Below are 25,081 nucleotides of genomic sequence, written 5' to 3'. Positions count from 1 at the left end.
TTTGTCATCAGGGGCTCAAATACTGTCGGGTCAGCTGGATTGACAGTTGCGATTTCCCGGCCAGCGTTCCGGTCATTTGCAGTTGGATGCTATTCATTCCTCGCACGAGTTTCCACAGCTCAGAAACAGCGCTCAACGATCCGAACATATTCGTGATCACGCCACCGTTGTTCAGCGTCACAGATTTATACCCCGGTCGCATGTCAATCGTGAGCAGCTGTCCCGCTAGGAGGTTGACCGTTGATAAGTCCGTGGTCTTTCCGGTAGTCGTGTTGACTAGCACTATCCCGCTGCCAGGCCCATTGATCACTACAACCGGCCAAGCGTCGACATCGCCGTCATTGTCGATCGTTTGCTCGGTGGCGACCACTGAATTTGTAATGTTGAGGGGAAAGAAGGGATTGCTCAAGAACGCTACTGGCGCACCGGTACCGAACGTCCAACTAATGGGTACAGCGTCCTGCCAGTACGGCCATTGAGCACGGAAGTGCACAACGAGGCGCTGCGAGCTGAGTCCTGAAGAGTCGCCTAGCCGTTCGACTACCTCCAAACCGCTCGAAGCCACACATTGCAGAACTCGTTGATTGCCATCCAGCCCGGTGACTCTGATAATGCCGGGACCGCGTTCCGGATTCATCGCGACCATCAGATCCCGGAGCGCAAGGCGCAGGTTAGCGTCCGTGTCGGATGCCATCCAAAACGTGAGCATCATGTCTCGAACATCGTGACGCTGCGACCGGAGGATTGCCCCGGGCCGACCAGGCGATCCCTGTTCCACCAGCTTCACAGGGGGCATGAATCGGCCCGAGACATCCCAATCGACGTCAAGCGTTGTCGAGACACCGGATGGGTCAACCCATTCGGTAATCTCGCCGCTCATAAATACATGTCCTCCACCCGCCGCAGCACTTCGACCACGTCGTTGCCGTCCACGGACTGCGCGTAGATGTTCACTTCAATCTTTCGGCCGCCATTTTTGGCAAGCGAATCCCACTGTTCTTTTGTGAGAATCATTTCCGGGGTGCTTGTCTCGTTATATGCAAGCTGACCCGGGTAGAACATTCCGCCGTCCTTGTATCCGCCCGGCTTGTCCATCGCATATTGCAGCGAGGGGTAAGCGTGAAGCCCGTAGTTCAAACCCGCGTAGATCGACGCCATCGGATTGAACGGCCCTAGATTTCGGAACGGGCCTGAATAAGCGTCGAACGTGCTCTGAATCGTCTGCATCAAACCCATGGACGGGTGTCCCGCGGCAGCATTGGAATCCCACAGGTTTATTGCGTTCGGATTGCCGCCGCTTTCCTGATTCATGCGTCGCAAGACGTTCGGCAGAAGCGACGGCGACTGCCCCAGCATTGCCAGGGCTTGCAGGACCAGCGGTGCCCATTGGCCTACACCTGCGCCATAGCTGCCACTGGCCTGCGCGATGAACCGCTGAACCGCACCGGCGATTTGATCCCCGAACTGTGCAGTCTTCTCGTCCAGCCACTTGTTCGCACCACTGATGAGGTCGCCCTCATCCGTATGCCACCTGAGTCCCACCGAGCCGCCGTTGGCGAAACCAGGAAAAGTTCCCTCGTTGATGCGGTCCAAAAACGCTGTGCCGTACTTGCGGTGCGACGCAGCCCGGATCACATATTCGTTCCTGGACAGCCTGAACAGGTTGGCGTCATCAGTCTCGCCGCCGACTCCATCGATCGGACCACCTTGCGCCCGACCGCCGACGAGCGGCAAAGGTGGAGCGCCGGGCGCAGACGGCTGGTCGCCGCCGATCGCGCTTCCTAGAAAGCCGCTGATCCATTTGCCGTAGGCAGTGACCTGGATGTTCCTGTCGGGAATCGAGTTCAGGGCGTCTTTGGTCTTGCTGGCGAAATTCTGCATCCCGCCAAGCGCCGTGTCGGCCTGACTGGGCAGCAATCCCAGTTTCTCCATGAGCGAATGCACCGCATCGCGGTTGCCGTACGTCTTCGCTGCGTTGGTTTCTAGAACGCCCTCGTCAGCCTTAAGTGCGTCCTTCGCTGCGTTGATGTCGCCGGTCTGCTTAAACACGGCCGTCGCGTGGTCAAGCGCCGCTTTGCCTGCGTTCTCAATCGCCAACCGATTGTTGATGGCGGCAAGCGAGTTTCCCTCAAGCGCCTTGCTGCCCTTCTTGTCGATACTGTCGGAGAGCTGCTGCACCACTTTGTTGAAATTATCGGCCGTCTGCGCCGCACTGATATTGTTCCCTGCCAGAATATTCAAAGCATCACTTAGCGCCTTGACCTTCTCGGAAGCTTTCTTCGAGTTGTCGCTAAGCTCGATCATGTCCTGCTGAAGCGGCGTGATCTTTGTATGCGTAGCATCGAGCGAATTGGCGAGGTTGATGTTGTACTGATTCGCGTGGCCCATCGTGTCGCCAAAGTTCGCAATAATGTCGCGAAGCTGGGCGGCCGACTTTCCCGTACCGTCCAGGGCGAGGATCGTTCCATCGGCACCGATCTTCATGTCGCTGAAGTTGGTCGTCAACGCCTGAATCGGCGTGATCGCCTGGAAGCTTCCGTTCACCACTCCGTTGAGCTGGTCAACCAACGTCTTCTGCGCGGTCGCGTTGCCCTCATAAGCCTCGGTGAGCATTGGGAGCGCCCCTGGCCCGAGAAGGTTTTGCGTGTCCTTGAGAAGGTTCCTCGTACCGTCGCTGAGCTGATATTGCGCGAGTTGCTGCGCCACTAGCTTGTCAACGTTTTCGTCGATAACGCCATTCGAGTCGCGCAGCGCAGCCGCCAGGTCCCGTTCTCTGTCCTCTTGCCGCTGTGCGTTGGCAGTTGCATCCGCATGTGCTTGCCCCAGCATTTGCAGAGCAAACACCACAATCGACACAGCAGCCGAGACCGGTCCGGCGGCTGCGGAAGCAAAGTTTCCGAGTCCCGTGTTAAGTTTTCCGAGTTTGGAAGCCGCTGTATCGAACCAATCCGACACTGTGCTGAAGACCTTAAACGCCAAGTAGGCGTCCACTGCCACTGCGGCGATTCCGCCGAGAGCACCGGAGATCGGGGCGATTGCCTCCATTAGCCCGTTGAAAACGTTCAGAACAACCTTGAGCGTGCCACCGAAAATCGCGAACGCACCATCCAGCGATCCTGACAACACGCTGGCCAGATTGTGGAACAAATCCACCATCTGGCCAGCGTTCTCGGCCCAGGTTTTAGTCAGGGTGTCGAAGATGCTGGTCACCAAGCGGAAAACGTCTTGAACGGTGGCGCCAAACGTCTCTAGCCCAAGTGCGAAACTATCGCTGTGAGCGGACCAGTCCAAGAACATGTCAGAAAACGCGGTTCCGGTTTTTCCGAGCAAGTCTTCGAATCCACCGAACACTTGAGACGCCGTACCGGTGACTGCGATCAGGCCAGGCATGAGATTGCTGACGAATTTACTCAGCCCGGTGCCGACAGTCTCAATGCCTGGGCCAATGTTCCGGAAAACCGCCGAAAAGTCGTCCGCGAGTCGCTGAGTGCTGACCCGAAACTGATCCATCGCGCCGGTCAGATATGGAATGTCACTGGATGCCCATTCCTTGGCCCCGTCACTAAGCTCATTCTTCAGTTGTTTCCAGGAATCCTGGACATCGTCATTCGACTTTTCCGCTATCACGGCTAGGGCCATGAAAGCTCCGCCGACGCCGGTAACGAGCAATCCTTCAATGGCCGGACCGAACGCAATTAGGCCGACAGCGATCGCCTCGGCTATAAGCTGCCACCTCGACTGCGTATGGTCGGCGATCGTATCGGCCTTGTGGTTAAGCTCATCGAGTTTTGCGTTCGCCTCTTCGTCGTTGACTCGTACGCCAATCGAGACGTCTTTGGCATCCAGACGGTCAAGCTTTTCCGCAAACCTGTCGATATGTTCGGCCAGAGAAATGAAAGTTTCGGCCGCATGGTCCAGTGCGCGGACGTCAAAGGTCAAGTCCGCCATGACTTACCTCTTGCTGTGCTCGATCATGTAATCGAGTCGATCGGCGAAAACATCAAACATCGGCAGTTCCATGCGCTGGACCTGGTCCGGGTCCAAATGGAAGACTTGAGCGAAGGCAGTCACGTATGTGAAGTAGCGCGCTTTCGGGTCTTCCCACCGTTGGATGCGGGAGGGTCCACCTTCTTCTCACCGCTCTCTTCGGTCAGGTTCTCCTCCGGTGGCACGACACGGAATGTCAGCAGATCCAACTGAAGGATCTCCTCCCAAGTCACCGCTTCCTTTGCTCTGCGCTTGCACACGTAGATGAATGCCGCGATCACCGACGGATTTCCAAGCTTGATTTCGTTCCAGAACGTGGAGAGGCCAACGCCGCCGCTCTTCTCGTAGATGAACATGGCCTCGTGGACCTGCAACTTGTCTTCGAACTCGATGATCTGGCCTTCAATGCTGAACTTCATCATCTCTCCAGTTCGCGCTTGACGTCCTCTAGAGCCTGTTCAAGCGCCTCATTGAAACGGCCCTGTTCTTTTTCGATGGTGTTCCGGAACCAGGGTCCGCCGCGTTCGTGATACCAACGTTCTCGGTCGCCGAAGAGCGGGTGCCGCCACCCCTCTTCGGAATCCAGATGCGCGGGAAGGTTCCGTTGGCTCGGAGGCATCTGACTGTCTTTGCAAATAAAACGGATACCGTCCTGGCGAACGTTGAGTTCCGTCGCACGCGCGACCGAATCCCGCAAGCTGTGGCTTCGGACTTCCGCGCGCCTCCGTCCGCCTTCGGAGCGCGTGCGGCCCACTGCATATGCTCGTCGTATCGCGGCTCCCCCGCCGGGTGTCCCCTTAACTGGAAGCGTCCGGACTGCCCTTCTGACCTTCTCCAGCACGGGTTGACCGGCATCCTTGAGCGAGCGGTCGAGTTTCTTTCGGAGATCCCCGCGCCCGAGGCGCTGAAGCTTGCGGGCCATAGCTCGGAAATCCTCAGCGCCCCGGGTATTGAAGGCAACCCCCAACTTGGCATTGACCATGTCTGCCTACAGGGTGGTTTCAGTGCTCACGATCTTGATCTGAATGACCGGGTTCACCTCGTCCGAATAGACTTCGAAGTCCTCGGTCATTTTGACGATGTCGGGACCCTTGATGTTCGGCGACATGTCCTTGAACTTGCAGGCAGGCATAATCACGTCGAACAGGTAGCTGTTTCCGCCACCGATCGCCGCCCCGGTGAACGTGAACTGGATCGGAATCGTGGTGACACCGCTGAAGATCTGGTAAAGCTCGGCGTATCCGAACTCGCCGGAGATCTTTCCTTTAATGGTCGGGGTGGCGTTCTCCAGCTGCTTCGCCTTCAGGCCAGCGTTGCCGATGCCGAACCGGGTGCCGTCCATCGGGGTTGCACCAGTAATAGTGATCTGGTCCAGGATCGTGGCCGCTGCGATGCCGCCGCTGATGCTGGTCTCACCGGCCGCAGTGCTCGCGGTACCGCCAAGCTTGATCGTCGACTGACTGAAGTCGAAGACCGTGCTTCCGGCCAGATAGTTCGCCACGGCCAGTGGAGCAACCGTGGTGTCCTCCTGGCGACCATCGATCTGCAACTTAAGCGTGGGGATCGCGTTGTCCTTGAGGTCGAGATCCCATTGCGTGATCTTGCAGCCAGACCAGGTGAACGGGCGCACCGTGCCGGTGCCCGGCTCTGGTCGACCGACCTGAAGCGTGAAGCTCAAGCCCCACGAGTCCCCCGGCGTGTGGATCTGCTTGTATGCGGTCGTGGTGCCGATCTGCGCAGGCGTCGTCAGCGAAGAGTTGAGCATGTAGTGCACCAGGCGACCGATGCCGAGCGTCGCCAGCTCGTGCGTGATGTCGCCGCCGACGCTCAGCTCGCTACGGCGAAGCCGCGATGCCCTCTTGTACTTGATGCCCGTGTGCAGGCCGGTCGGCTCCAGCCATTTCGGGTTCAGCTTGATCGTCTCGTCGTTCATCTCCAGCGTACGGTCCGGGGTAACCGCAGTCCCCCACGTGACCTCGGTGCCGTATGCAACTTGAGAATCAAGTCCGGTACCTGTAGTCATCGGTTCTCCTTATCGCCGGACTTTTCGCCGGACGATTCCTTAACCAGTTCCCAGCGCGCCTTCGGCCACGCCATAATGCGGTCTTTGGTGCCGATGACATATGCGTCATCCAGTTCATTGATCAGGTCGCCCGTGATCGTGGTCGTCTCGCCTGTGTCGATGACCAGTGCGCGAGCATCGCCCTCGGGGTAGAAAAGGCTGACAGCGGCCAGCTTGTTCCTGAGTTTGACCATCGATTTTCCTCAAATGCCACGGCTGTAAGCGCCGATGTTGTAGTGAAGGTGAACTGGCCTTACGTCCCACTCGATCGACACCGCCTTGCTCACGTTTGCGTAGTGCCATTCGGAAAATTCGGTGTCTCCTACACGCCCCGTCGGTCCGCTCGCAAAGAAAGCTCGAACGACGCTCAGGGGAAGGTAGATAAGGCCGAACCCGAATAACGCACAGGTCGGTTGCCGGTAAGAAACGCTGCTTCCGTCGATATTGCGGTGAGCCCAGTAGGTCCCCGGCAACTCCGGACGGTAGAGGTAGTACGGAGCAACTCTGACAGCGTCGCGTTCTCCATATGCCTTGTCGGCGAAGTGGAGGAGATCTTCACGGCCTACAGCGATGTCCCACTCCAGCAGGATCACGTCTTGGTCTAGCGAAGCGAGCTTCTTGTAGTCGTGACCCGAAATAACTACGCGTTCGACATCATCCTGAACACATGAGCGGCCAGCTGGATTCTCCGACGGCCATGATCTGACTACTTTCATATGCGCGTTTCTACTTCTACGTGAAACACGAGCCGGCCTTGCAATCCTGTATCACTAAAAGGTTCGTAGAAAAACGACTTCGGAACAACCGACGATATGTACGGCGACGTGAATCCTAAGCTCACGTTGCTGCGCAAAATATTCTCAACCTGGTTGTAGAGAGTGAAAACCGAGTCCCGGCATGTCTTCGAGTTCGAGTCGCCGCTGATGATGACTACGGCGCAGATCACGGCGAATCTCTCGTCACGCTTGTGCGCGCCTACGCTTCCCGCCCACGCCGCATGCATCTGCGCTGCTTCGAAGCTTCCCCCGGGGTCCCCGTCGTATCCGATATAGACAGTCGGATCGGTCTCGGATGTGGTGTACGGGCCGTCCGCGACGATGAATCCCTGCCCCGACAGGACGCTCATTAGCGCATCGATCGTTGCGGGTAGACGACTGCTCACGCGAACCCCGCCTTCCCGCCCGGCCCCAGCAGCTCGATCGCACGCTCAGGGATGGCGATGCCGAGATAGCTGGCTCCGTACCCGTGCGGCTCGCCCAGCGATGAGACCTTCGGCGACCCCTTCTGCCCGCGCTGGGTCTCGTAGAGGTGTTGGACGATGATCCCTGCCGCCAGGATGTAGTTCGCGGGGATGACCGTCAGTCCGGCCGTGTACACGACTTTGATATGCCCGGATAGCGGGTTTCCCCAGATCACGTCGATGATCCCGCTGGGATTGAGGTGCAGGTTGTTCACGACGTCCCACGCCAGCGTGTTGTCGTAACGCGTAACGGAGACGAGCGCGTTGGCCGGACGCTTGCGCAGTGCCAGACGCCTGGCCGGTACCCCCCACGCCGCCGGTTGGCCATAGTTCTGACCGAGCCCCCAGCTGTAGTCGGTGAGGTAATGCTCCTCGGAGATCGTTCGCTGAACGACAACCTGATCGGTGTACTCCTCGATCACGCTGGTGGCCGACTCGATATAGTACTGCAACTCCTCGTCGTGATCGGTCTGCGTGATATTCAGCTGGTTCTTTACGTCAGCCAAGCTAATCAGTGCGTTCGGCGACGACAACATGACATCAAAAGTGTCCGTCTTCGCGCCCGGATTAGTGCCGGTTGCCAGCCATCGGACCATATGCCTGCCCGGCTGGACTGTCACATAGTCATAGTGGTATTGACCTGTAGTGTCCGGCGTAAAGGAAGACGAACTCGTGACAGACCCATCCGGCAATGTGATTGTCAGCGTCAGCGCGCCAGGGTCCGCATTGACCAAACCGCCCGACGGAGAAGTAAGCGTGAACGTCAGGCGGTAAACCTCGCCTAGATCGATAGCCATTCGCCACGCCTCTCACATGCGGACGACGGTTAAAACTCCATACACCGCCGTCTTTCTCTTATTACTGGCGCTCAGCACATCGAGACGCCACCATCCCGCTGTTGGAACCACCGCAGACGCCGGAATCATGACTGTCACTTTTCCGTTTACGGCGTCAGTGACGCTGATCTGGCCACCGACTGAAGTGCCCTTCCACGTGGCAGGATCAGAATCCGGCGTCGAGTTCGACGTTTTCACATAGCACTCAAGCGTCATGCCGGTTAGATTCAGCACGGTTCCGGTTGCGGGATTGTTCGTAGTCAGGACGCAATTGATATTCTCGTCATTGTCCTGATTGAGAGTGATATTCTGCTGCGTCGCCACTGCTACCTCCCGCAGTTCGCGGCAGTGCCGTCGTATAGATCAATGGACAACGTCGTGGAGTAGGCGTCCACGGCACCGGCCCCGTCGTATGAATCGACCGCCGCAGTTCCAGCGAAGTCCTGGCAGACAAAGAAGGATGTAGGGTCCGTGCGCGATATGAACTCCATCGGCGGGCGACGGAGCAGAACCGTTCCGGACGTATCGCGAAGAATCAGTGTGTAAGCAAGTGCATCGAACGTCTTGCTAACCTGTACCCCCGACGCGATCGCATCAATGAGCGCGACTCCACGAGAAATCTTCTCCCCGACGATCCGCGCAGCCCTGACCGTCTTGACCGAGGGATCTGCTGCGCGTGTGGCGGTAATCGCAGTCTCGCCCAGCGGGTTGAACGCACGGATCGCACTCGGAGTGTCCGCGTAAACCATGCCCACCGTTGTCGGCGGTGTGGTCGAATTCCCGCAACGAGCTGTTCCGACCGAAGGATCGGACAGAGTTTTCGTTGTTCCGGCGTTCTTAACCAGAACTGAGATTCCGAGGTATGAAGTCGACCCCGAGCTTGTCGCCGTCCTCGTTCCCGTCGCGCCAGACGTCGTCAACTGCTGACTGGCAGTCAGGAAGGTGATGAACGAGCCGACCTTGACCATGGGGTACGAGGTCATTCCGGCGGGCGCGGTTATGTTCGGAGTCGATGCTTCGTCGGTGTTGCACCACATGCAGAGCAGCAGATCGTCAGACCCCGCCGCTGATGCCGATGGAGCAATGTACGACGTCGTCGCCGCCGAACTAGACTGGTTGCCGCCTGTGTCGTAAGTTCCGCTTTGCAACACGAAACAAGCGGCGAACCGTTCCTCATCCGTCGTGGAGTTGTTGACCAGGACAGTCCCGTTCGCCGTAGACACCGTTCCCTGCCATACCTTCGCGTGACAGGCATTAGTGCCGTTGTCGTAGGTCTGCACCAGCGTCCATCCGCCAGCAGCGACGGCAGTACCAGTGGGTGTCTGGAGATTCGAAAGCGAATACCAGTCGTTCGCTTGGACGAGAATGATCGTATCGCCAACCACCGAGGTCGTGGTAAAGCTGATCGCTGCGGTATCCGATCCCGCTGCTTGTTGTTGTCGGATAGTGATAGCCACCTGGCATCACTCCCCGTCTACGGCACGAAAAGCGCTAGCACGCCCAGCGTGTTGAAGTTGATTTGGAGCGCCCCACCGCCACCGGTCTGATCAGTGACAAAGTCGATAATTCCGATAAGTGGCTGGGTGGCCGCCGTAGCGGGCGTCCGGTCTGAAATCACTGCATATCGGAACGGCCCCGCAGAGAATGGGCTGGTCCACGATGGACTCGCAGCAGTCAGCTGGATGATTCCGCTTCCCACCGTTTCCCAGGTGACGGTTCCGTCCGTTGTGGACGCGCCTACCGTGGTGCTAAACGAGGGCGCGGATGCGCCGGACGAACCAGCCACCGTGCAGCGGTACAGGAAACCATTGCCTGTGGACGGGCGCACAACCGCGCCGACTGCGTAGCTCGTAGATGCTGACCAGCTAGTGCCGAAGCTGTTGGCCGCCGTATAGGTCTTGGACACCGAGGTCAGAGTGACGCCGCCGACTGTGTATCCGTTACCTGTGGCCAACTCGTTGCTCAAATCGGAGACGTAGGCATGCGTATCTAGGTTGTAGATGTAAGACGACGTGTGCAGCGTCATCACAATGGTGTCGCTGTCCCAGTCCGCCTCTTTGTTCAGAAACTTCGTTAGCGCTTGGCGATACCACTGCGCCATGGCGGATCACTCCCTTACTTGGCTGCCTTCGACTGGCGAGCCTGCGGGGCGGACCGGCCCTCCGGGGCCTTGGTCGACTCACGCTGCTCGGGTGCGGCCTCTTCGGCCGCCCGTTCGGGCTCGATCCCGTACTGTGCTTCGAGCGCGGCAATGGTTCGCTTCAGAGAAGCGATACGGTCGGTGTTGCCGTGCAGCTTGCACACTTCCAGCTCAGCCTTCAGCTGCGCCATCTGCGGAACCAGCGGTTCGGGAATGCTCATATCAGTCCTTCGATGCTGTAGTTCAGATGGACCGGGCGTGTGTCCCAGTCGACAGGCACCCATCGGCTTACGTTCCGGTAGTGCCACATGGAAAACTCGACGTCTCCAACGTGACGTGAGTACTCGGCTTGAAAGAACGCATGTGTGATCTTTTGCGGTAGATAGCAGAGTCCGAGTCCGAAGAGGTTGCATCCCGGATTCTCGTCCGGAATCGGCTTCGCCCCTGATGGATGATTGCTGTCGGGCGGATTCCCGTCCCACAAACGGTGTGCCCATGCCGGTGCAGGAAGCTCCGGGTAATACAGCTTGTACGGAGCCACGAGGACGCGATCGGGATTCTCTTTGGCTCTGCGGACGAAGCGCCGTAGTTCGTCTCTCTCTACCGCCATGTCCCATTCGATCAGGACAACATCGTCTTGAACGCCATCGAGCGGCCGGTAATCGCAATTCGCAATCACCAGCCGCTCGATGGAGTCTTCGACGTAGGCTCGCCCAGCGGGAATGCTGAACGGCCACGAACGAATCAGCTTCAACGGATTAGCTACCCGAGAAGGTCGGAGGCACCATGCCAGCGCCGTTGAGCTTCTGCGGAGCACCCGGGTAGCGCCCGAAGGTGTACGCGAAATAGCCGTACAGCACCAGCAAAACGCCGAGGTTCGCAGCGGCAGGCTGCTCGGCCCGGATGAAAACCGGGGCGCTCGGGTCCTCCCACAGGTGGCACTCCTGCGAAGCGATCACGTACGCCTCGTCCTGCGTACCGGCGGAACCGCCGATGTTAGTGGGAACGTTGTTGTCCACCACAACGAGCATCCCGTTCGGCAGACGACCGCGAACACCGGCCGAGTATGGCCGACCGTCGCTCGCACCAGCGTTGCGCGGGTCGTACCCGAGCTGCTGGATGGCGGGCCACGAGGTCGTCAGGATGTTCTGGAGCCAATACCAGCGCCGGTTGTGCATCACGACGTAGTCCGGGAACGCCTGCGCCAAAAGGGCGGTTTCCGCGTTGCTGGCCGCCTGCATCACGGTCGGGTAGAAGCCGCCCGCGCCGGTGAAGGTGGTCGCCGTCACAGAGTTCGAGTTGGCCACGGCGGAATACCCTGTCGCTGCCTGGTTGATCAGCGTCGAGTCGAGGTTCGTGGCGTAGCGCCGAAAGAGGTCGCTCATGGTGACTTCTTCGATGCCCGTGCCACGGTCGATCGCCTGGCGGCTCAGGGTTTCCTGGCCAGCGGCGGTCTGCACGTTGATCGTCAGCAGGGTGTCCTGCATGTCCTGCCCAGGAACAGCCGTGTTCTGGGTCGTCTGGAGCCCGACCTGAGACGGGGTGGTGATCCGCGAGATGTTCACGGTCATGCCCGACTCGGGAAGGTCGTGGTGGGTGCAGACATCCGCGAACGGACGCATCGCAGCCACGGCCGGGGCGTACAGGTCGGTCAAGTACTGCGGGACGGTCAGGCCAGTGAAGTTACCGGTACCAGCCGCACGCTCCAGATATTGACCCCGCTCTACGCGCTCTTCCTGCATGTGCTTCGCGAGCCGCATCCCGGCATCCAGGTCATTGAACATAAACTGCCGCGTCACGTCCTGGAGGAACTTCGTCCCGCGACGATCCTTCTCCGGGTTGTAGGTGCGCTCTTCAGCGCCTACACGGGCAACGGCGTCGTATGCGGGAGCCGAAGCACCAGACGGCACGCGCTGCGCAAGATGCTGTTCGTTCTCCAGCTCCTCTTTCTTGGCGCGCTTCGCCATGTCGAGCTTGGTCTCGATGCCTTTGATTTCGGCCTTGAGACGGTCGCGAGTGGCGAACAGCTGGTTGACCCGCTCGTCCTCGTCCGCCGTCAGCGAGCCGCGACCTTCTTTGTTGGCATTCTCAAGAATGTACTTGACTTCCGCGACAGACTTGTCGCGCTGTTTGACGGCCTGCTCAAGCTCCACTTCGATGGAGTTGATCATGTCGTCGATGATCATAGGCATTTAAATGCCCCGCCAATGTCGCCTCAGCGACGTAGAACCCTTTCTGACTGGTTGGCCGACTACCGCTCTGACTGGCGGATGTCTGACTCGTCTACGTTCTGACTGGCGCTTGACGAGAATATGCCGTGCAACTTTGGTGCCTACGGTCTGACCGCCGCTTGGCGAGCTATTCAGTTGTTATTCAATTAGAGATCGAGAAGCTGCTGGATCAACTGGATCGAACGACCCCCGGGCTTCGCGCCTCGCGTCTCCTGGTGCTGCTCGACCGAGCGACCAGAATAACCGCTGTCATCGGTGCCCGTAGTTCCATTCGAAGACGCACCGCCATCGTCGTCCGGGTCCGGAATGCTCATGCACTCCATCACCTGGTCGATGATGCTGTCAGCTCCTTTGACCAGGTCGATCGCCTGCGCGACAGCCGCCGGGAGCGAAGCCGTGTCCGTCCCGCCGAACAGCTCGATGGCCTGGTCGATATTGGCGTCTACGGCCGCGATGAGGTCGTTGGTGTTCCCGTCGGCGGCCGGGGCACTCATGGCACGGGCGAGGCGTTTAAACGCTGCGCGCTGCGCTCCGGCGGGCAGGTGCTCCAGGTCGGCCAACAGCTCGCCGGAGCGGGCGGCGATGCTGGTGTAGGGGTTGGCACCGTAGTTGACGGCCGACACATCGCCACGGTGGAGGTTCACCTGGTGGATGCGGAACTTGTCGAAGTCGTCGTTCCACTCGCCGTCCTCGATCATGAAAGCGAAGCTCATCTCGGTCACGTCGCGATCGTTGATGGCCGCCACCAGATCCCGCACATCCTGGCGCTCAGGGTTGAGGTAGGCGATAGAACGCAGCCCCATGGGGTCGACGGACAGCTCCAAGGTTCCGTTCGTCGTACGGGCCATCGTGACGCCCCGATGATTCGTCAGGAATGCCACATCAGGGTTGTTGGTTAGCGTCTGATCGAAAGCGCTGTGTGAGATCACTTCGCGATACTCGCCGAACATGTCGTACATCTCGTACTCGCGCTCAACGATCGATGCGTAACCCTCCACGCGGATGCGCTCCTGCCCGTTGCGGAAGACAGTCGCGGCACGTAGCTCGCTGGAAAATGCATGCATGCGCCCCGGAGCGCCGTTAGGAATTCCCGGCTTCGCCGCTGCACGAGCTGCGCGAGCCGATCCAAGGTCGACAGATTTCATGTTGAATTTCCTCGTCAGCTCTGCGCCAGAGGCAGAAGATGTTGGGCCTCATGTTCCCCGGCGACATCATTGAACCCGCCCATGACCGGGAACAGAGTGTTGAATTCGTCGATCTGGTCCTGAGTCAGCGGAGGAAGGTTCAGAAGCTCCCTCTCCTCACTCGGAGTCCTCAGACGGGAGTCGACTTCTAGCTTCATCAACTGTGCGCGCGTCAGCGGGTCCATGCGCAGCAACGCATCAGTATTGAATTTCACATATTGCGGTTCCGGGTACAGTTCACCCAGGGCCAGTTCACGTCGAATGAGTGCAGGTCCGAGATGCATGATTAGAAACTGGAGGTTTCGTTGCGTGATGTTTGCATAGGTGATGTTCCCTGATTGCACCACCGCATCGATGAGATCTCCGGGGCAGTCAAAGAACCTGGCGATATCGGACACGGACGAGTTCTTTGCCTCAATCCATTCCCTGCCTGTTTGCTGCGCCTGGATCATCTGGTATTCCCAGTCTGCACCGGACACGAAAATGTCGCCACTGGATACCGCAGCCTTGAAGCGATCCTTCGCTTCTCCTGCTTCCTGCGCCGTCATCGTCGGCTTTGTGGTGTTCTTCAGCATCGCTTTTGGAACACCGCCATTGCCGAACCAACCCATTGCGAAATCCTGGATCGACAGATACTCGCCAACGGTCCATGCCGCATATGCCAGCGGTGACAAGCCAAACGGGAGCCCGCTGATCGTGTACTGTTTCTCGTGCCAGATGTCCCTCGGACTGTATTCCTGCCCGGCCACGCGGTATTTTTTGACCGTTCCGCCCTTGCTGATCACCGACACTTCAGAGACCGGAACGAGCTGAATGGTATGCGGCATGTTTCCCACGTGCCAGCGTTCCGTGATGACCCCGAAGGCGTTTCCAGATCGGTCCAGGTCGAGCTGTGTTGAATAGAGCCATTCATTGAACCTGATCTGCTCTCCGCCAGGGTTGACAAACGTCGACTGTTCGACCTGGATTCCGTTGACGCGTCGGAACACGTCTACGGGCAGTGTTGAGATTAGGTTTGCGCGCAGCCTCAGGCACGCCCACACGGCACTGTGCCGCATTGCCGTCTCATTGGTGACGACCGCAGTTCCGAGAGCTGTCGCAGGTGGACGACGGGGAATGTAATCAGATGCCGGGATATTCGGTGCGGTTGCCCGATAGAATAGTCCCATTTAGTTCACCTCCCCCGTTCCTTGTCTTTCGTCAAGTACTGCGCCAGCCACGAGGCGGCCATCACGATTGCACCCACGACGATCAGGCCGACAGCCCAGCCCAGCGATCCGCCTACCAGGGTTTTTATTCCCCATCCGGCTCCGCCTGCAATGCATGCGAGGCCGACAATATCGAGAACATCGGTCAACTCGATTTTGCTCACCACAAAGACCCCGCGATTTCGTAGTCGCTAGCCAAGACCACGTCTGCGCGCTCCATTTGCCCCCAGCGGGCGAGAGTGGCGACGACGATCGGGCTGATGTCGGTGTTCGAATCCTTACGAGCCCAGGCGATGGAGTCGGGAAGCTCCTTCGTCTTCGCTCCTGCCACAGCGGCGTTCAGAGCGATCTCGTCCAGGTGCCGCACCTTGCTGTGCCTCACGGCGTCGATGAAACCCGCGCACGCCGCGCCCATGTCGCTGGCATTGGTCACCAGCAGATCACCCCGCCGAGGCTTGTCCTTGTCGGCCGATTCCTTCAGTCCGGAGGCTTCCAGCTCCGCCTTGATGGACTTGAACGTTCCCGCGCCCATGACGATCGCGATCGGATCGAGAACCCTTTTGAGTTCGATGATCCGGCCAATCAGCCACTCGGTGCCGGGGTTGTAGTCCAGCAATTGGATGTGTCCGAGACCATCCTCACGCGTGCCGAAGAGCCCGATCGCAGCGAAGTTCCGGTTCGGCTCAATGTCCACGGCGATGGTCACGGAGCCGCGACGACGCGATTTCAGGTCTTTGAGCCCGAACCAGTGTTCGATGTCGATCGTTCCGCCCTCGGGACTGATTTCCCTTGGCCAGATACCGATCCGCTCGCGTGCGAAGTCCAGCTTGGACATTGCCCGTCGCTCGTGCCCAACAGTCTCCTCGGTGATTCGGATTCCGAGCGCTGGATTGGTTTTGCGCCACAGTTCCGGGTCGGACAGGTCGACGCCGTCCAGATCTTCGAGTTCGCCCGCTGCGCCCCAGTCCCGCCAGCCGATCGACGGGTCGTCGCCCGATTCCGCCCGCTTGCGCAAGGCGTACAACACCTCGCCCGTGTCCCCGGTCAGCGGCGGAGTCGAAGTGTAGATGATCTGAGGGTTCTCCCTCGCGCTCATCGTCGGCTCCAACGCGGCCTGCTGCGTTGCCGTGTAGGCGAAAGCCTCGTCTATGATATTCACGTCGCCGGAGAAGCCCCGACCGGAGGACTTGCTTCGCGCGATAAACTTCAAACGACGCTCGATCAAGCCGCGCTTGTTGAAGATCTCGAAGCCCTGTTCGCCATGAGAGCTGACGGTCTTGATCGACCCGTCTTTGACGATTCCGACTTCTTCCAGCGTTTTGATGTGGTTCTGAACGCGCAGGAAAGCTTCCATCGCGGTTTTATATTCATGCGCAGACCACATGATCAGTTTTTCGCCGAACAAGAAGAGCCCCGCTAGCACGCGGGCCTCCATGATCGCGCCTTTTCCGTTCTGTCGCGGCACAATCTCGCCGTAGTCGCGGCATGCCCACTTGTCGTCTGCTCGTCTCGCCAGCAGAATCCGCAACGCGTCCTTCTGCCATGGGTCGAGCGTCAGTCCGGCCAGCAAACAGAAGTCTGCCGCTTCCTCGTACGGGCTGTACTTGTACGGCGGGCAAACGCTAACCCGTGGAGTCTTCCCGCCGTTTGGCGATGCGCTCCATGATGTCGGTGACTGCATTGCTCAGATCTCCGCCACCGCTGCCGCTGTTGTTCTTCGGAATCACCTGCCGAAGTTCGGCAAGAATTCCCTTGAGGGCAGTGGCTTGTTCCCGTGCTTCTGAAAGCACCTTGTCCACGTACACGTGGATTTCGTGATCTTCCTGCGGGCTGTGCCGAAACCTCAGCCAGTCTTCCCCTCGGAGCTGCGCGTCGAGCTGGTCGAGCCAGTCGGCGATCCGACATGCTTGCAGCAACAAAACCGATGGCATGGGACCAATCGGCCCACCGGCGGTCATCTCATCCCAGAGAACCTGTCCGGTAGGCCCCAGCTCCATCCTCTGTTCTAGATCCGCCTGAGCGTTGGCTCGAACCTTCGCCGGACACTTTCCTTCCTCACACAGCGAATGGTCGCCTTTCTTGTGCCTCGAAAGCCTTCGCTGGTAATCCCGCCGCTTCACAGCCTGAGGACTCTTATCCGTCACCGGCCGCCCGACGCCAGTCATCGGTCGCCCTTGCGCGCCCATGCGTAGGCATCGCCCGGCGGGAATTGGTACCGCACAACGGAAAACGCGAAGAGATCCTCCAGGACGACGCGAAGCTCTTCAGTTTCGACGTTGCCGTAATGCTCGCCTGCCGGGACGAGACGTTCGCCGGTCGCCGAATGTTCGGGCCTGCCGGTCGACGCGCACGTCAAGATCAGCACGCCGCCGGGGGCCGTGGCCAGCCAGGCCGACTTGATGACGCCTTTCCAGTTGTCGACGTGCTCAAGCACCTCCGTGCACATCACCAGGTCCCATTGACGATCCGGAATCCAGACGCGAGCATCGGTGACGATGTCGATCTCAGGGGCGGCAACGATGTCCAAGGTGGTCCAGTCCGTGGCGGCGAAGTGGCTGCGCACGGTGCCGTTGATGTTCCTGCCGCCGATGTCCAGGACGGACAAGTCGGTCCGATCAGCCGTGCCGGAATCGTGCGCCATCCGGGCCACTGCTGCGAAAGCCTCATCGTGCATATCGGTCTCTCCTGATCACGGGATGCACCCATGTGTCGCTCGTGGATGTAGGTGATCCACTGGTGTGGCGTGGACGTGCCGCGAGACGTTGAGGCTTGTCAGCACCGAGGTAAGGCGGTCATCGAGCGCGCACCAGTGGCCAGGCGGATGTACCGCGTCGGCATAGGCCGCCCACGTCTGGCCAACAGCGGTGGGGTGCTGTTCCATCAGCTCGCGGCGAAACCTCGTGCAGCCCAGTCCCGCGTGCGTACTGCCACCGAACGGGTAGGCGAAGGCGCACCACCGCTCCGGGCACTCCTCAAGCTCCTCAAAAGCCCCAGAAAACGGCACGATGTCGTGCTCTACCAGGCAAAAGTCTGCCGCAGAGGCCCATAAATCAGCCAAAAGCTCCGTATAAGCAGTTTGAGAATGGGAGACATCGCGCAAATCGAATTCCGTAACGTGCATTTTAAGGAAATCGAGGGTTTTCAATTCCACTCGCGTTACAAAGGGCACTACGATGTGCATAAATCTTTCCGTTTCGAGCATGCCTCATCAGGCATAAGTGCAGGTCAGAGGCGTTTTCAAAAGTTGATCTCGGGGGGAAATTTAGCGGCCGAGCCCGAGGTCCGCCGCCCAGTTGATCTTAAAAAGACCTTTACTTGATTATGGCTTGCAATTTGCATGGCCCATTTCACCCGTTCGGCGGAACGCTCAGGCAGGGGTGTCCTGTACAGTACAGTACATACCAAGAGAGAGGGGCCACCGGCCCCCTAGCCCCCGCCCCGTCCGGGCACCACACCCCCGGCGGATGGCATGAGACAAGCGGTGAGCCGAGTACGCGCAGCCTAGGGCCGATAGCGGTACGGGCGTAGCACAGGGCGCGGCATCCGCACCACACCCGAGACAGGGCAGACGTATCCGCGCCGTGCCATGACCGTGCTGGTGAGAGCAGCACGTGAGCACGGTGGACACTCCGGACGGCCGGACTGCGGCAACGCGGACGCTACCCCTGTAGGGCACCCCGCATCACGGGGTGTGCAGTAGGCCGCGAGACACGGTGTGCGGCCGGGGCTCATACCCCCGGCAAGCGGGTTCGACCCCCGCGCGCGGCACGCATGGTTCAGACCACATGAGAGGTACGCACCAATGACAGCAACCACGCAAGCGGAACAGTACGACGAATTCGTGCGCACGCGTGGTCTTGAATGGACAGACCACGCCGCGCGCATGTTGTTGGGGCACAGAGATTCTGACCGTCTGCGCACGGAGCACATGCAACGGGCACTGTCCACTGTATACCCGCCGGATGATGTCGCGGAGTTCAGTGATACCGAACTCGCCGAAGCATATCGCCGGTATTGCTAGGTCCGCCCGGAAGGTCAGTGCGGGGGTTCGACTCCCCCGCCGGGCACGTCGGCAAGGCACATTCCCGGAAGGGGAAGGCACATGATCACTAAGGCACGCAAGGCATTCGGCGCGGCACTCGCGGCCGGTGCGATGATCACGGCGTCCGCCGTTGCGCTCGCGTTCCCGGCGGAGTTCGCTGCCGCTCCGGCGTCGGACCGGGTGACCGCGCACGCGGGCTCGCTCGTCACCCCTGACATGACGGACGCGCAAGCGGACGCAATCGCGTTCGCGGAGTGCATGGCGCAGTACCGCGATGCGGACCACTGCCAGGGTGACGTCTACGCCTACCGAGAGGTAGACGACGGAACGGTCACCGATGCCCAATGGGACGCGCTGCTGGCCGCCGGTTGGCGCGGAATTCCCACCGACGGCAAAGAGGCGCTCTACCCGCCCATCGGAAGCTAGCTAGGTCGCCCGGATGGTCGGTGCGGGGGTTCGACTCCCCCGCCGGGCACGTCGGCAAGGCAGGCACAACGTTAGGGGAACGATCATGCGCACTATGTTCGCGGCGCTAGGCGAGGAACACACCGTGATGGGCGGGGCGTATATGTCCGCCGGGATCATCGGTCACGAATCCGCCATTGTGATGGGATTCGCCTACCTGTTCGTCGCTAGTGGCCACTTCTGGGTGGTCTGGAACAAGCGGAAGTGCCGCAACCACACTGAAACCTGTCCGGCGCGGAGCGCGGGCGGTGCGCGATGAGCTTCGAATACTCGCCCGCGCGCGGAGTGGTGTACCCCATCCCGGAACCGGAATTGCCCCCCTCGCCGGTACGCGTGGCATATGACCACTGCCCGGCGCTTTATGACGCTGGTGTGGCGTCCGGGATGCGGGCAGCTCGCCGGAACCGAAGCGACCGCACCGAGTACGAAGCTCACGCGCGGATGCTGCGCGGTGTCTACGGCACTCCTGCTACGTCCCGCGCGTACTCGCAAGGGTATATAGCCGGTTGGGCCGCAATCGCAAGCGGCGTAATGCAGTAAGGCACAACCGCCCGGATGGTCACTGCGGGGGTTCGACTCCCCCGCCGGGCACGTCGGCAAGGCAGGCACAACGGAAGGGTAAGGCAATGGAAACCACGATCACGCGCGACGAATTGTCTGACATGATCCGCCGGTCGGGAGATACCGCGCGATGGAACGGCAACACGGTGACGTTCTCGCGCTTCCCGATCGACTACCGCGCAACGGTTTGTGACGACGGAAGCGTGGTGCTCAACTGCACCAACCGCATCGCTTAGGCAGTAGCCGCCCGGATGGTCACTGCGGGGGTTCGACTCCCCCGCCGGGCACGTCGGCAAGGCAAGGCACAACGAAAGGGTTACCAATGAACAGATACCGCACACGCGGACGCGACTACACGGATTTTCGGACGTTCGCGAAGTGGCTGGATAACCGGGAACCGTTCGAGGGGAGCAACTTTGAGGGCTTCCCGGTCACGCACCCTCGCGACGCACGCGGAACCGGTCGGCTCTACGTTGATCCGGAGTGGTCGCAAACCTTCAATGCCCGGCTGAACAGCGGCGGGATTGACTACCTGATCTACTCATATGGAACGCCGATCGGTTGGCACGATGAGAAAACAGGATGGGTTATCCCGGACGTGACCTACTCGCAGACCACTACCCGCCAGCAACACGCGGTGCGGGTAGCCGTCTCCGAGCTGGAAAGTTACGTCGGTTGACTCACGGTAGCCCGGATGGTCGCAGCGGGGGTTCGACTCCCCCGCCGGGCACGTCGGCAAGGAAGCACAACGGAAGGGAGCAACTATGGCCAGCGTGTGGGAACTCGAACTGGACATAGTTCGGGTCGAGGTTCCGGCGTATACCGACGCGTGGATACGCGGAGACCGGTTCGGCGAACTAATCGCGTACAACCCGAAGACGCGAATGTATCGGGTGAGACTGGATGTCTCTCAGAGAACCATCAAGGTGCTCGCAGCCGACACCCAGGAGATCTCTCGCGAGCAACGCAAGCACTAATCACGGTAGCCCGGATGGTCGCAGCGGGGGTTCGACTCCCCCGCCGGGCACGTCGGCAAGGAAGCACAACGGAAGGGAGCAACGGTGCGTAGGAGATTCACAGCGGATGAACGGGCCGCGTTCACGGTGGGCGCGCAGGTGGAATGGCGCAACGGTACGCATTGGCACCCCGGGACCGTGACGGCCGAAGTCGCCACGGATGACTTCGGCGGGCAGTACATCACCGTTCGCCATGATGGACCGGCAACGCGAACTCTCTTCCGCCATGACATCGTGGAACCCCGCCCAGGAGGTGTCCGTCTGGCCAAGTGATCGAGTACGCGTGTCGGGCATAAAGATGTGTCCCACATGCGTTACAACGTAACCGCATTACACAACCGGGAGCAGGAATGAAGCAAACCGTTTCGGAGCGGCCTAGCGGCCGGAAGTGTCAATCGCTCAGGGATGGTTCCGTGTGGGTACGGCAGGGAGAGACTGAACGATGGTCTCAGCCGGGCGTGAACACGCATGTCATCCCGACGCCGACCACAGAGCAGTTGACCCCGTGGGGGCCGTTTGAGGTCCTGGAGAAGTAGCTCATCGGGAGGTGCAACCTCCGAGTTAAGATACGCGCGATCGCAACAATAAGTCACCCAGGAAGGGATGCCAGGATGTTGAAAGATCTTCTCGACGCGGCACGTGATCTGGCCAGCGATGGAAGCAACCCGGAGTATGACCGTGCGCTAGTCGAATTGATCACATCCGTGTCGGGCCTCGGCGGCGATTCGGCGAAGGACGCCGTCGCCGAGGCTATCGGAGTAGCCGACTGGGTTTCATCCTAGGAACGCATGCACTAATCACGGTGGCCCGGATGGTCGCAGCGGGGGTCCGACTCCCCCGCCGGGCACGTCGGCAAGGCAGGCACAACGGAAGGGGTACCATGCCCTCATACGAAGAAATTCGCGAGATGCGCGATCTTGCAAACCAAATAAGACATGACGCGTACTACCTTTATATGGACGCACTGGAAGCGAGTAGGCGAACTGGCGTGGACACTAGTCTCGCGTTCGCAAATCTCGTCACGGCAGTTCACGTGTACGAAACGCTCTACTTCGCAACGCTTCGCGCTATCGGTTAAGGCACGGTCGCCTGGATGGTCGTAGCGGGGGTTCGACTCCCCCGCCGGGCACGTCGGCAAGGGCAGGCACAACGAAAGGTATTTCCGATCATGAGATACAACGCAGAAAAATTTGAGGAACTCATCTCGTCCGGACGCGTCAAGACGTGGACGGACGGGTTCGGTCAGTGGCGCGTGTCCGTTCCTAAATCCATGGCGGCCCCGAAACTGGTCGCAAGAGGCGCGATCTGGCACGAATTGCGCAAGCGCGAGACCAAAACAGACGGTACGATACCCCGACGTCCCAGCGTGTATCTCATTCAGGAAAGCGAGAATGATCAAACGTGGGGTGAGCGTTAGGTGTCCGCTACGGAGAAGGTAGCCGCTCGAAATATTGCCGGTGCCTTCGCCCTAGCAGACGGCGCGATCATCGTTCGAGTATTTATCGGACGGGAGCGGGTGCGAGTTACCGCAGTGAAGAACGGTCGTCGAGTAAGACGCTCGTATCGGCTAGATCAGATGATCGAAGTTGAGTGGTAAAGGATGGTTGCCCGGATGGTCGCTGCGGGGGTTCGACTCCCCCGCCGGGCACGTCGTGCCGAGGCATAAGATGCACTCGGCATACCGCTGCAAGATCACGAAGGGAATCGAGAATGGTCACGCGAATCACTCCCATGTCTGAGACGGAACTGACCGGCGAGCAAGGCATGATCGAGTTCGCGCGAGATCTCATGGCCGCGCAAGCGCGGGGGCCGCTTCCGAAGATCCATCTGTCGACAGACGGAAGGATCACCCTCCGGTGGGAAGATGGAACCAAGGTCTCGTACGTCACTGGAGAGAGCACGGATTCCGTGCCAATCGCAGAGAAGTAGAAGGTCGCCCGGATGGTCGCAGCGGGGGTCCGACTCCCCCGCCGGGCACGTCGGCAAGGGAAACGTAACGCGGTAACGCGTAACGCGAGATTAGGAAGGGGTTAGCTATGGCCAAGACTGGCGCAACGGACAAGACGGAAGCGTTGCTGTCCGAAACGCTAGCCGAGTTCACGCGTCACGCGCTGGACGCGGTCGGCGAGCAATTCGACAAGTACATCGTGTTTCCGTCGCCGGAAGCACGTGACGCGGTCGTGCTGTGGACGTTGCACGCGCACGCATTCCGCGCGTTCGACACCACTCCGCGACTGAGCATCCGCAGCAAGGAACCCGGTTCGGGCAAGTCGCGCGTGCTGGACATCCTGGAACGGCTGGTGCCCAACCCGGTCAACGCCGTGGACCTCACGCCGGTGGTGTTGTGGCGGCTGATCGAGAACGGCAATCCGACTATTCTGATCGACGAAGCGGATACGGTTTTCGGCAAGGCTGGTTCCGGCAGCGCTCACCGGCAACTGCGCAGCATTCTCAACGCTGGTCACCGCGTCGGAGCGTCCGTGCCGCGCGCAGTCGGCACCGAGGACGTGAAACAGTTCCACGTATTCGCGCCAGTCGCACTGGCGGGCATCGGACGCTTGCCGGAGACGATCGCTACGCGCAGTGTGGAAGTCGTCATGCGCAAGCGCCGAGAGGGCGATCCGGAGGTTTTGCCGTTCCGCGCGAAGTACGCGGCGGAAGGTCTCGCGTCCGCATGCAAGGCAGCGGAAGCGTGGGCCAGCATCGCCGAGAACGCGTTGTTCACCGCATACCCGGAGCTTCCCGTGTCCGACCGCAACGCGGACGTCTGGGAACCGCTGGTGGCCATTGCCGACCTTGCCGGGCCGGAGTGGTCCGAGCGTGCTCGCCGGGCGGCTGTACGACTCACGACGACCGACGCACCGGTCTCGATCGGCACCCAATTGCTGCGTGACCTGCGCATCGTGTTCACCGAGGATGCTGCCACGCCCGGCGTTCTCGTAGACCGTTTACACGCCCTGTCGGAGTCGGCATGGCAGCAAACATTCAGCTCACGCGATATGGCACGCATCCTCGCCGAGTACGGCATCGCAGCGACTACAGTAAGGATGGCAGGCAAGCCCACCCGGGCATACAAACGTGAGGCGTTCGAGCAAGCATGGAAGGAAGCGAAGTGAGCGACAAGGTGGAAGAGGTGATCGTCCTAACGGACGGATCTTACCGCATCGGCTGGAGCGGAGGACAGACGTTCAGCGTCTACCTCCTGGATTCGGAAGTCAACGCGTTCAACCAAGGCGAGCCGATTCTCACGATCGAAAAAGCCAAAGACGCCGCAGACGAATGGTGGCGCGAATCCGGCAAGGAAGAAACTCAGGACGTCGTCCGCGAAAGCAATTACTGATGGACGGCAACGGCAACTACACGGACCGGCGCGGGCGCAAGCTCGACGTCGGCACCCGTGTCCGCGCGATCCGCGATGAAAGCGGCGTCTTCGGCGACGGGACGATCAAATCGCTTCCTTCGGAAGGGAACGACTGGCACTCGTTTCCTTATGTACAGTTTGACCACGACGGCAAGAGCAGACATGTAGCTGACACCTTGCTCGAACGCATAGACAGTGACAACCCGCAAGTGCAAGCCCTAGAGAATGCGGTCAAGACGGCTAAAGCCTACAACGAATCGCTTCGAAGGATTGCCTCAAGTGAGCAAGAACGAAAGGAAGCGAAGTGACAGAGCGATCGTTCGATGTGGCCAAGTGGCTGGACGCATGCGGATGGACTGGCGAGATGAGAGAGCAAGCCCGCAAGGGATTCAATGCTGGATACCACTGGGCAGAGAACGACTACCTCGGCATCGCCCAGCAGACTGAGGAAGAGGCGTATTCAGCAGGAAAGGGAGCTTTCGCAAATGGATTCGACCAAGGCAAAGATGTCTACCACTCAGAAGAATACCCTGGCGGAATCGAGAACTATTGACCGCGCAAGAGTGACAACCAAAGAACTCGATCGAATTCTTGACACACTGCGGTCACAGGGGAAGCTTGACTCTCGGTGGTTTCTCGCATACTGATCGGTGGCCCGGATGGTCGCAGCAGGGGTTCGACTCCCCTGCCGGGTACGTTGGCAAATTGCGCAGAGAAGGGGAAACGAATGGATCAGAACAAAACCGTG

31 protein-coding genes are annotated in these 25,081 nt (G+C 59.8%); 9 read left to right on the top strand and 22 right to left on the bottom strand.

Annotated elements, in window-relative coordinates; genetic code table 11:
- Positions 1–7 precede the first annotated feature (7 nt).
- The 22 genes from ACZ63D_RS20635 to ACZ63D_RS20530 form a co-directional block, all read right to left on the bottom strand.
- Positions 8–880, bottom strand: coding sequence for a phage distal tail protein (locus ACZ63D_RS20635; RefSeq protein WP_465355929.1), 873 nt, complete (start codon positions 878–880; stop codon positions 8–10).
- Positions 877–3,948, bottom strand: coding sequence for a transglycosylase SLT domain-containing protein (locus ACZ63D_RS20630; RefSeq protein ID WP_465355928.1), 3,072 nt, complete (start codon positions 3,946–3,948; stop codon positions 877–879). The genes ACZ63D_RS20635 and ACZ63D_RS20630 overlap by 4 nt, the downstream gene beginning before the upstream one ends.
- A 119-nt stretch (positions 3,949–4,067) precedes the next feature.
- Positions 4,068–4,406: a hypothetical protein gene (locus tag ACZ63D_RS20625; protein ID WP_465355927.1), complete on the bottom strand. Its 339-nt coding sequence runs from the start codon at positions 4,404–4,406 to the stop codon at positions 4,068–4,070.
- Entirely contained in the window at positions 4,406–4,909 is a 504-nt protein-coding gene (locus tag ACZ63D_RS20620; RefSeq protein WP_465355926.1) for an HK97 gp10 family phage protein, read from the bottom strand. The genes ACZ63D_RS20625 and ACZ63D_RS20620 overlap by 1 nt, the downstream gene beginning before the upstream one ends.
- A gap of 66 nt (positions 4,910–4,975) precedes the next feature.
- Positions 4,976–6,010 (bottom strand): phage tail tube protein, encoded by a 1,035-nt coding sequence (locus ACZ63D_RS20615; protein ID WP_465355925.1) that lies wholly within the window; start codon positions 6,008–6,010, stop codon positions 4,976–4,978.
- On the bottom strand, positions 6,007–6,243 hold the full coding sequence (locus tag ACZ63D_RS20610) for a hypothetical protein (protein ID WP_465355924.1): 237 nt from the start codon (positions 6,241–6,243) through the stop codon (positions 6,007–6,009). Before ACZ63D_RS20610 ends, ACZ63D_RS20615 begins: the two co-directional genes overlap by 4 nt.
- Before the next feature lie 9 nt (positions 6,244–6,252).
- Positions 6,253–6,765 carry a hypothetical protein gene (locus ACZ63D_RS20605; protein ID WP_465355923.1) on the bottom strand — a complete coding sequence of 171 codons (513 nt, stop codon included), beginning with the start codon at positions 6,763–6,765 and terminating at the stop codon, positions 6,253–6,255.
- Positions 6,762–7,211 (bottom strand): hypothetical protein, encoded by a 450-nt coding sequence (locus ACZ63D_RS20600; RefSeq protein WP_465355922.1) that lies wholly within the window; start codon positions 7,209–7,211, stop codon positions 6,762–6,764. The genes ACZ63D_RS20605 and ACZ63D_RS20600 overlap by 4 nt, the downstream gene beginning before the upstream one ends.
- The gene (locus tag ACZ63D_RS20595; RefSeq protein WP_465355921.1) at positions 7,208–8,086 is read right to left on the bottom strand and encodes a head-tail connector protein; all 879 of its coding nucleotides are present in this window, start codon (positions 8,084–8,086) and stop codon (positions 7,208–7,210) included. Before ACZ63D_RS20595 ends, ACZ63D_RS20600 begins: the two co-directional genes overlap by 4 nt.
- A gap of 12 nt (positions 8,087–8,098) precedes the next feature.
- Entirely contained in the window at positions 8,099–8,449 is a 351-nt protein-coding gene (locus tag ACZ63D_RS20590; RefSeq protein ID WP_465355920.1) for a hypothetical protein, read from the bottom strand.
- Between the two features lie 2 nt (positions 8,450–8,451).
- The gene (locus ACZ63D_RS20585) at positions 8,452–9,582 is read right to left on the bottom strand and encodes a hypothetical protein (protein ID WP_465355919.1); all 1,131 of its coding nucleotides are present in this window, start codon (positions 9,580–9,582) and stop codon (positions 8,452–8,454) included.
- Between the two features lie 17 nt (positions 9,583–9,599).
- Positions 9,600–10,226, bottom strand: coding sequence for a hypothetical protein (locus ACZ63D_RS20580; RefSeq protein ID WP_465355918.1), 627 nt, complete (start codon positions 10,224–10,226; stop codon positions 9,600–9,602).
- Positions 10,227–10,240: 14 nt separating this feature from the next.
- Complete coding sequence (locus ACZ63D_RS20575) at positions 10,241–10,486, bottom strand: hypothetical protein (RefSeq protein WP_465355917.1); 246 nt, start codon at positions 10,484–10,486, stop codon at positions 10,241–10,243.
- Positions 10,483–11,019 (bottom strand): hypothetical protein, encoded by a 537-nt coding sequence (locus ACZ63D_RS20570; RefSeq protein ID WP_465355916.1) that lies wholly within the window; start codon positions 11,017–11,019, stop codon positions 10,483–10,485. The genes ACZ63D_RS20575 and ACZ63D_RS20570 overlap by 4 nt, the downstream gene beginning before the upstream one ends.
- A gap of 4 nt (positions 11,020–11,023) precedes the next feature.
- Positions 11,024–12,451, bottom strand: coding sequence for a hypothetical protein (locus ACZ63D_RS20565; protein ID WP_465355915.1), 1,428 nt, complete (start codon positions 12,449–12,451; stop codon positions 11,024–11,026).
- A gap of 191 nt (positions 12,452–12,642) precedes the next feature.
- Entirely contained in the window at positions 12,643–13,641 is a 999-nt protein-coding gene (locus tag ACZ63D_RS20560; protein WP_465355914.1) for an HK97 family phage prohead protease, read from the bottom strand.
- Positions 13,642–13,655: 14 nt separating this feature from the next.
- Complete coding sequence (locus ACZ63D_RS20555; protein ID WP_465355913.1) at positions 13,656–14,849, bottom strand: phage portal protein; 1,194 nt, start codon at positions 14,847–14,849, stop codon at positions 13,656–13,658.
- A gap of 5 nt (positions 14,850–14,854) precedes the next feature.
- Positions 14,855–15,052, bottom strand: a complete 198-nt coding sequence (locus ACZ63D_RS20550) for a hypothetical protein (RefSeq protein WP_465355912.1) — start codon at positions 15,050–15,052, stop codon at positions 14,855–14,857.
- Positions 15,049–16,458 carry a hypothetical protein gene (locus tag ACZ63D_RS20545; protein WP_465355911.1) on the bottom strand — a complete coding sequence of 470 codons (1,410 nt, stop codon included), beginning with the start codon at positions 16,456–16,458 and terminating at the stop codon, positions 15,049–15,051. Before ACZ63D_RS20545 ends, ACZ63D_RS20550 begins: the two co-directional genes overlap by 4 nt.
- A gap of 52 nt (positions 16,459–16,510) precedes the next feature.
- Positions 16,511–17,053: a hypothetical protein gene (locus ACZ63D_RS20540; protein WP_465355910.1), complete on the bottom strand. Its 543-nt coding sequence runs from the start codon at positions 17,051–17,053 to the stop codon at positions 16,511–16,513.
- On the bottom strand, positions 17,050–17,562 hold the full coding sequence (locus ACZ63D_RS20535) for a methyltransferase domain-containing protein (RefSeq protein WP_465355909.1): 513 nt from the start codon (positions 17,560–17,562) through the stop codon (positions 17,050–17,052). The genes ACZ63D_RS20540 and ACZ63D_RS20535 overlap by 4 nt, the downstream gene beginning before the upstream one ends.
- A gap of 15 nt (positions 17,563–17,577) precedes the next feature.
- Positions 17,578–18,069: a hypothetical protein gene (locus tag ACZ63D_RS20530; RefSeq protein WP_465355908.1), complete on the bottom strand. Its 492-nt coding sequence runs from the start codon at positions 18,067–18,069 to the stop codon at positions 17,578–17,580.
- Positions 18,070–18,990: 921 nt separating this feature from the next.
- Here ACZ63D_RS20530 and ACZ63D_RS20525 point away from each other — a divergent pair.
- From ACZ63D_RS20525 to ACZ63D_RS20485, 9 genes are all read left to right on the top strand, one after another.
- Positions 18,991–19,356: a hypothetical protein gene (locus tag ACZ63D_RS20525; RefSeq protein ID WP_465355907.1), complete on the top strand. Its 366-nt coding sequence runs from the start codon at positions 18,991–18,993 to the stop codon at positions 19,354–19,356.
- Between the two features lie 85 nt (positions 19,357–19,441).
- Positions 19,442–19,654 (top strand): hypothetical protein, encoded by a 213-nt coding sequence (locus ACZ63D_RS20520; RefSeq protein WP_465355906.1) that lies wholly within the window; start codon positions 19,442–19,444, stop codon positions 19,652–19,654.
- Between the two features lie 367 nt (positions 19,655–20,021).
- A complete protein-coding gene (locus ACZ63D_RS20515) occupies positions 20,022–20,192 on the top strand; it encodes a hypothetical protein (protein ID WP_465355905.1) in 171 nt (56 codons plus the stop codon).
- 86 nt (positions 20,193–20,278) lie between these two features.
- Positions 20,279–20,635 (top strand): DUF8033 domain-containing protein, encoded by a 357-nt coding sequence (locus ACZ63D_RS20510; protein ID WP_465355904.1) that lies wholly within the window; start codon positions 20,279–20,281, stop codon positions 20,633–20,635.
- A 948-nt stretch (positions 20,636–21,583) separates the two neighbouring features.
- Positions 21,584–21,754, top strand: coding sequence for a hypothetical protein (locus tag ACZ63D_RS20505; protein WP_465355903.1), 171 nt, complete (start codon positions 21,584–21,586; stop codon positions 21,752–21,754).
- A 1,254-nt stretch (positions 21,755–23,008) separates the two neighbouring features.
- Positions 23,009–24,088, top strand: a complete 1,080-nt coding sequence (locus ACZ63D_RS20500) for a DUF3631 domain-containing protein (RefSeq protein WP_465355902.1) — start codon at positions 23,009–23,011, stop codon at positions 24,086–24,088.
- Positions 24,085–24,312 carry a hypothetical protein gene (locus ACZ63D_RS20495; RefSeq protein WP_465355901.1) on the top strand — a complete coding sequence of 76 codons (228 nt, stop codon included), beginning with the start codon at positions 24,085–24,087 and terminating at the stop codon, positions 24,310–24,312. The genes ACZ63D_RS20500 and ACZ63D_RS20495 overlap by 4 nt, the downstream gene beginning before the upstream one ends.
- Positions 24,312–24,641: a hypothetical protein gene (locus tag ACZ63D_RS20490; RefSeq protein WP_465355900.1), complete on the top strand. Its 330-nt coding sequence runs from the start codon at positions 24,312–24,314 to the stop codon at positions 24,639–24,641. Before ACZ63D_RS20495 ends, ACZ63D_RS20490 begins: the two co-directional genes overlap by 1 nt.
- Entirely contained in the window at positions 24,638–24,886 is a 249-nt protein-coding gene (locus tag ACZ63D_RS20485) for a hypothetical protein (RefSeq protein WP_465355899.1), read from the top strand. The genes ACZ63D_RS20490 and ACZ63D_RS20485 overlap by 4 nt, the downstream gene beginning before the upstream one ends.
- The last annotated feature ends 195 nt before the right edge of the window (positions 24,887–25,081 follow it).

Source organism: Amycolatopsis sp. NPDC104775, assembly GCF_055583325.1.
This window is presented reverse-complemented; position numbering and strand designations above follow the sequence as displayed.